The 7,591-nt window shown below is 71.0% G+C and carries 4 protein-coding genes; 2 read left to right on the forward strand and 2 right to left on the reverse strand.

Annotated features, from left to right (window positions below; genetic code table 11):
* Positions 1 to 8: 8 nt before the first annotated feature.
* Positions 9 to 1,001, reverse strand: a complete 993-nt coding sequence (locus tag ACZ4LX_RS30590; protein ID WP_467650131.1) for an aldo/keto reductase — start codon at positions 999 to 1,001, stop codon at positions 9 to 11.
* Positions 1,002 to 1,351: 350 nt separating this feature from the next.
* Between ACZ4LX_RS30590 and ACZ4LX_RS30595 the strand changes: the two genes are divergently transcribed.
* Entirely contained in the window at positions 1,352 to 4,831 is a 3,480-nt protein-coding gene (locus tag ACZ4LX_RS30595; RefSeq protein WP_467650137.1) for a M28 family peptidase, read from the forward strand.
* A 187-nt stretch (positions 4,832 to 5,018) separates the two neighbouring features.
* On the opposite strand, the gene ACZ4LX_RS30600 is transcribed toward ACZ4LX_RS30595, so the two are convergent.
* On the reverse strand, positions 5,019 to 6,437 hold the full coding sequence (locus tag ACZ4LX_RS30600; RefSeq protein WP_467650132.1) for a helix-turn-helix domain-containing protein: 1,419 nt from the start codon (positions 6,435 to 6,437) through the stop codon (positions 5,019 to 5,021).
* 486 nt (positions 6,438 to 6,923) lie between these two features.
* Between ACZ4LX_RS30600 and ACZ4LX_RS30605 the strand changes: the two genes are divergently transcribed.
* Positions 6,924 to 7,591, forward strand: a 668-nt coding sequence (locus ACZ4LX_RS30605) for a discoidin domain-containing protein (protein ID WP_467650133.1), incomplete at its 3' end; no start/stop codon positions are given.

The following is a 7,591-nucleotide window of genomic DNA, read 5'->3' on the forward strand; positions in this document are numbered from 1 at the left end:
GGGGACCGCTACCAGCGGTGGTGGACCGCCGCGCGGATCCTGCGGTCGTAGAGGTCCCGCACCGCGTCGAGGGTGGGCGGCGGCAGCGGCGGCAGGGCCGCAGCCGCCGCGTTGGCCCGAGCCTGTTCCACCGAACGGGCACCCGGGATGACGCTCGTGACGCCGTCCTGCTGGATGATCCAGCGCAGCGCGGTCGCGGCGGGGGCCGCTCCTTCCGGAGCGAGTCCGGCGAACTCGGCAGCCGCGGCCACCCCGGTGCCGAACTCGATGCCGGAGAAGGTCTCGCCCTGATCGAAGGCCTCTCCGTGCCGGTTGTACGTGCGGTGGTCCTCGGGCGCGAAGACCGTGTCCTCGGTGTATCTGCCGGAGAGCAGGCCGGAGGCGAGCGGCACCCTTGCGATGATGCCGACCCCGGCCGCACGCGCGGCCGGCAGGACCTCGTCCAGCGGCTTGAGGCGGAAGGGGTTGAGGATGATCTGCACGCTCGCGACACCGGGGCGGGCGAGGGCGGTCAGCGCCTCGGCGCACGTTTCGACGCTCACCCCGTAGGCGGCGATCCGCTCCTCGGCGACCAGCGTGTCGAGGGCGTCGTAGACCTCGTCCGAGGAGTAGACGGCGGTGGGCGGGCAGTGCAGCTGCACGAGGTCGAGGGTGTCCACTCCGAGGTTGGCCCGGGAGCGGTCGTTCCACGTACGGAAGTTGTCCAGGACGTAGTTCTCCGGCACCTGGCCGGCGCGCCGGCCCATCTTCGTGGCGACGAGGACGCCCGCGTCGGGGCGCTCCTTCAGATAGCGGCCGATGAGCTGCTCGCTGCGTCCGTCCCCGTACACGTCCGCGGTGTCGAAGAAGGTGACGCCCGCCCCGACGGCGGCGTCGAGGATGCCGAAGGCGTCGGCCTCGCGCACCTCGCCCCAGTCCCCGCCGAGCTGCCATGTGCCCTGCCCGACGACCGAGACGTCCCGTCCGGTCCTGCCCAGTTCGCGCTGCTCCATGGGGATCATGGTACGTCCGCAAGGTGGCCGGCCCGGGGCGCGGCAGGCACCGCGGACAACGCGGACATGGGCGGGCGACGCGCCGTGGTCCGGGCGGCGCCGGGCGGCGCCCCGCACTCCTCCCTGTGTGCCGGCTGTGCGATCGCACCATGGTGACTTGACCAGACTTGCCAAGTCCCTTGCACAGGCCCGCAGTTCGTTGACGAGGTCATGGCGACGTGTGAGTGTTCGGTCGCCCGATCACGGACACGACCTGGGCGGACGGCCGGCGCCGGCACCACGAGCGGGCCCGTCTCCCCACGCCACGGCCCGTGACCGAGGTCCCCACGAACCGAGGAGCCTCGATGAAACGCAGACCGATGACGGCCGGGACCACCCTGGCCGTCCTCGCCGGAATGCTGGTCGCCACCAGCGGCCAGTCAGCCTCGGCGGAACCGGCTCCGCCGGCCCCGACCGCACTTTCGGCAGCCGTTTCGGCCGCCGACCGGGCGGCGGCCAGTGGTCTCGACGCCCTGGCCAAGGGACCCGATGAGCAGTACGAGCGGCAGATGGTGACCCCCTGGGTCAACGGGCTCTACTCCGTCGCGTACGAACGCACCTACCGCGGCCTGCCGGTCGTCGGCGGTGACGCCGTCGTGGTGGCCGACTCCCAGGGACGCGTCCGAGGATCCCAGTCGGCCGTCTCGCGGCGCATCAACGTACCTACCAGCGCGACCGTCTCGGCCAGGACCGCCGAGGCCACCTCGCGCAAGAAGCTCAGCACGGTCGAGCGGGTCGACAGCCACCGGCTGGTCGTCCGGGCCACCGGCACGAAGTCCCGGCTGGCCTGGGAGACCGTGCTCACCGGCCGGACCGCGAAGGCGCCGAGCCGGCTGCATGTCTTCGTCGACGCGGGCACCGGCGCGGTGCTCGACAGCTACGACGACGTCAGGGCGGGCACCGGCAACAGCCAGTGGAACGGACCGTCCCCGCTGTCCATCAACACCACCTCCTCGGGCGGCAGCTACTCGCTGCGGGATCCGGCCCGCCCCGGTCTGAGCTGCGCCGACTACAGCACCGGGAGCGTGTTCACCAAGTCCAGCGACTCCTGGGGGACGGGCAGCGCCTCCAGCAAGGAGACCGGCTGCGTCGACGTCATGTGGGCGGCCCAGCACGAATGGGACATGCTGCGCGACTGGCTGGGACGCAACGGCCACGACGGGAACGGCCGCAGCTGGCCGGTCAAGGTCGGGCTCAACGACGTGAACGCGTACTGGGACGGCTCCACCGTCTCCATCGGCCACAACCAGGCCAACCAGTGGATCGGCGCCATGGACGTCGTGGGCCACGAGTTCGGCCACGGCATCGACCAGTACACCCCCGGCGGCGCCAACAACGAGTCCGGCCTCGGCGAGGCCACCGGCGACATCATGGGTGCGCTGACCGAGGCGTACACCAACGAACCCGCCCCGTACGACGACCCCGACTACACCGTCGGCGAGAAGATCGACCTGGTGGGCAACGGGCCGATCCGGATCATGTACAACCCGGGGCAGATCGGCGACCCGAACTGCTACAGCTCCTCCATACCCAGCACCGAGGAACACGCGGCGGCCGGTCCCCTCAACCACTGGTTCTACCTGCTGGCCGAGGGCTCGAACCCCGGCGGCGGCAAGCCGTCCAGCCCCACCTGCAACAGTTCCTCAGTCACCGGTGTGGGCATCCAGAGCGCCGGCAAGGTCTTCTACGGCGGGATGCTGCTCAAGACCAGCGGCATGACGTACAAGCGCTACCGCACCGCCACGCTGACCGCGGCCAAGACCCTCGACGCGACGTGTGTGCTGTTCAACCGGGCGAAGGCCGCCTGGGACGCGGTGAGCGTCCCCGCCCAGAGCGGTGACCCGACCTGCGCGCCGAGCGGCAACAACGACTTCTCGATGTCCCTGGACCCGGCATCCGGCTCCGTGAAGCCCGGCAGCGCGGTGACCGCCACGGTCCGGACCACCGTCTCCTCCGGCAGCGCGCAGACGGTGAACCTGTCCGCGAGCGGCCTGCCGAGCGGCGTGAGCGTCTCCTTCAGCCCCGCATCGGTGCAGTCCGGCGCGACATCGGCCATGACGGTGTCGACGACGTCGGCCGCGACACCCGGGACGTACACCTTCACCGTGAAGGGCGCGGGCACCCAGGAGCACACCGCCCAGTACACCCTCACTCTCACCGGTGGCGGAACTCCCGGTGGCACACCCCCCGACATCAGCATCGCCAACGTGCAGACCCACCTCGCCCAGCTGAACACCATCGCCTCGCAGAACGGCGGCAACCGGCGTGCCGGCAGCGCCGGTTACACCGCCTCGCTCGCCTATGTGAAGGGCAAGCTGCAGGCGGCCGGCTACACCGTCACCGAGCAGACCTGCACCACCTGCACCTACCGGGGCAACAACCTGATCGCGGACTGGCCGGGCGGCGCGGCCGACCGGACCGTGATGTTCGGCGCCCACCTGGACGGAGTCGCCGCCGGACCGGGCATCAATGACAACGGCTCCGGCTCCGCGACCCTGCTGGAGAACGCGCTCGCGCTGGCCCAGCAGAACCCGACCATGACCAAGCATGTGCGCTTCGCCTGGTGGAACGGCGAGGAGCAGGGCCTGCAGGGCTCCGAGTACTACGTCGGCCAGCTCACCGCCGCCCAGCGGAGCGCCATCAGCGCGTACTACAACTTCGACATGGTCGCCTCCACCAACGGCGGCTACTTCATCAACAACCTCAACTCGGCCGCGTCGGCGCCGATGAAGGAGTACTGGACCTCGCTCGGTCTCGCCCCCGAGGAGAACGTCGAGGGCCAGGGACGCTCGGACGACTACTCGTTCCAGCAGGGCTCCATCGCCACCTCCGGGTACGCGACCGGTGCCAGTGACACCAAGACCTCCGCCCAGGCCGCCAAGTGGGGCGGTACCGCGGGCCGTTCGTACGACCCGTGCTACCACCAGTCGTGCGACACCACGGCCAACATCAACGCGACCGCGCTCGACCGGAGCGCGGACGGGGTCGCCTACACGGTGTGGAAGACCGCTGTCGGCACCACCGCGCCCGCAGACGACTTCTCCGTCTCGGTGAACCCGGCGTCCGGCAGCGTCCAGCCGGGCGCATCCGTCACGGCCGCCGTGTCCACGGCCACCACCGGTGGTTCCGCGCAGACGGTCCGGCTCACCGCATCCGGTGCGCCCAGCGGGGTCACCGTCTCCTTCGCCCCGTCCTCGGTGCAGTCGGGCTCCTCGTCCACGATGACCGTATCCGCCGGGGCCCAGACCACCGCGGGTACGTACACCCTCACCGTGACCGGGACGGGCACCGCCACCCACACCACCACGTTCTCGCTGGTCGTCGGCGGAGGCGGCCTCTGCCAGGCGCGGCAGGTCGTCGCCAACGGCGGCTTCGAGAACGGCACGGCACCGTGGACCCAGTCGGACGGGATCATCAACAACCGGACCTCCGAGAAGCCCGCGCACAGCGGCGCCTACCAGGCCTGGTTCGGCGGCTGGGGCAGCACCCACAGCGACACCGCCACCCAGTCACTGACGGTTCCGGCGGGCTGTGCGACGTACCGGCTGTCGTTCTATCTGCGCACCGACACCGACGAGTCGGCCGCCGATGCGACCGCCTACGACACGTTCACCGTGAAGCTGGGTTCCCGGACGCTGGCGACCTACTCGAATCTCGACGCGAGCAGCGGCTATGTCCAGCAGTCCTTCGACGTCGGCTCCGCCGCGGGGCAGACGGTGACGCTGGGCTTCACCAGTAAGGAGGACGCCTACCTGCAGACCAGCTTCGTCGTGGACGACGTGGCACTCGACGTGAGCTGATCCGCCGCGAATGCCGCGGGGGCGGGGCGTGGTCCACACGCCCCGCCCTCCGATGCGCGCAGCGCCCCGGGCGTCCATCGGCGCGGCGGCACGCCGCGGCGTCAGCGTGGTCGGCGGCCCCGGCCCGGGCGCCGGAGCCGCATGATCCGGCCTGCCGGAACGGTCCTCCGGCAGGTCCCCCGGCCGCTCAGCGAACCACCGCCGCCAGTCTGCTGACGAAGTCGTCCGACTCGGGGCTTCCGCCGGACCGGGATGCCAGTCTGGCGTGGAGACCGCGCAGTTCCTGACCGAGCAGTGTCGACGGATTGACCTCGGTGGTGTCCAGGACCGGGCCCGCCACGGCTTGAGCCGCCTCCGGATCGCCGGCGCACGCGTGGGCGTCGGCCATCCGGGTCAGGAACAGCATCCGCGCGGAGTGCATGCCGGACGGCAGCAGGCCGAGCGCCGTGCGTGCCGCGTCGACGGACCGGAGAGCGAAACGGCGGTCGCCGGTGGCCGCGGCGAGATCGCGCAGCGCACCTGCCGCTCCGGACTCCACACGCAGGGGAACGGAGGCGACGGAGAGCCAGGGCGCCTCCGTCTCCTCACCTTCGCCCGCCCGGTCCATCTGCGACCGGGCCCGGTCGATGTGCTTGAGGGTCCGGTCCGCATCGCCTCGGACCGCGTGACCGCGCGCCTGGTACAGATCGCTCATGGCTCCCGCCCAGCGCCGGCCCTCCGCGGCCTGGCCGATCGCCCCGCCGTAGGCGAGCGCCGACGGTCCGTCGCCCTCCAGCCGGGCCAGGGTGCTCATATCGCTGAGAGCCGCGACCTGCGTCCCGACGTGACCTGCCAGGGCGGCCCACAGCAGCGAGCGGTCGAGCCAGGCCATCGCGGTCCCGTTCCGGCCCCAGAGCAGCCGCAGACAGCCGGCCGACTGCGCGTACTCGGCCGCGAGCGGGGCCAGTTGCCGCTGGTACGACGCCTCCGGAAGCGCCATCCAGCGGAGCATGGCGTGCAGCGTGCGTTCGACGACGGCGGTCGCTCCCGGCCAGGCGCGTTCCTCGTCGGCGCGCAGGCAGACCGCGAGCAGGGCCGTCAGCGCGTGCACGGTGTCGTTGTCCAGGGCAGGGCGTGAGTGTGTGTCCGGGCCCAGTGCGCAGAAGTCCGCGTGCAGGCCGATGACGTCCGTGAGCGCGGGGACCGAGCAGCCCTCCCGGCCATGAGCCGGGCAGACCAGTCCATAGGCGGGCAGTCGGGCGGGCAGCGCGGTCCCCGGTGGCAGCATCGCCGGCAGTGCTCCGCCCGCGGGCTCCCCGGGCAACGGCCCGCCGCGTGGGGTGGCCGGGGCTCCCCGCTCACCTCCTGCCCGCTCCTGTTCCTCGGCCGCCTCGCAGGCTGCCAGCAACTCGCCCTCCGCCGCGAGCAGTTCGTCCAGTCGCCGAGCCAGCGGCAGCGGGGTCCTGCGGCTGCCGCACTCAAGTCTGCTGATGGCGGTGTGGTCGTAGCCGACCCGGGCACCTACTTGGGCCTGCGTCAGCCCGGCCCGTCTGCGCCACTGGCGCAACCGGGCACCGAACGACCGCCACACCTCGGAGGTACGGGCGTCCACCGGAACAGGGCCCATGTCCTCGTTCACCCGGAACCCCGTCGCGCCTGGTCAAGGACGCCACGCGTGCCACGTTCACGGCTCATGCCCGGAGGATAGCGAGCAGCCGCGTCCGCTGTCCCCCGCGTGTCGTCAACATGTCCGGTAACCGGCGCAGCGGTTTCCGGCGCGCGCGTCCCCCGGCCCCGCGCACCAATTTCCGGAGGCGGTCCGGTTGCTGGGGCAACGGTGTACCGCTCTCTCCTCGCCCCCCTCAGCCACTACGTCACCATCTGAACCAACGACCCGTCAGTTTCGCCGAGGGGAAAGCCTCAAGATGGCGGCAAGGAGGTCAATAGGGATGTATCAGCCGCCGGTTGTTGTTCTCAACAACGCTTGGTGAAGCCGGTGTTGCACACCTATTGACGCACGGGGACGGGAGAGAGAAGTATCCCCATCGGCCGGAGAGAGCGCTCTCCGGCTTCGTGTCGTGCACCCGTACCGCGACTCAGGAGACAAGCCCCCATGTACGTACCCCCCTTGTTCCGCAGACCCGCGTCATCGACCGGAAGAAGACGCGCCGGTGTACTGACCGCCGTTGCCGGTCTTGTCGTCTCGCTCCTGGCCTTCGTGCCGTCCACCTCGGCGGACGCGGCATCCTCGCTGCTCTCGCAGGGCAGGACGGTGACCGCCTCCAGCCAGGAGAACTACGGCACCCCCGCCACGTCCGCCGTGGACGGCGACAACGGCACCCGCTGGTCGAGCGCCGCCTCCGACCCCCAGTGGATCAAGGTCGACCTGGGCTCCGCCGCCTCGGTCAGCCAGATCGTGCTGAAGTGGGAGACCGCGTACGCCAAGAGCTACCGGATCGAGTTCTCCACGGACGACACCACGTGGAGCACCGCCTACTCGACCACCACGGGCCCCGGCGGCACCGAGACGCTGACTGTCTCCGGGAACGCCCGCTACGTCCGGCTGACCGGAACCACCCGGGCCACCCAGTACGGTTACTCGCTCTGGGAGTTCCAGGTGTTCGGCACCACCGGCGGCGGTACACAGATCCCCGGGGGCGGTGACCTCGGACCGAACGTCCTGGTCTTCGACCCGTCGACGCCCGGTATCCAGGCCAAGGTCGACGAGGTGTTCAAGCAGCAGGAGTCGGCGCAGTTCGGCACCGGCCGCTATGCGCTGAT

This window comes from Streptomyces sp. NPDC026062 (genome assembly GCF_055568375.1).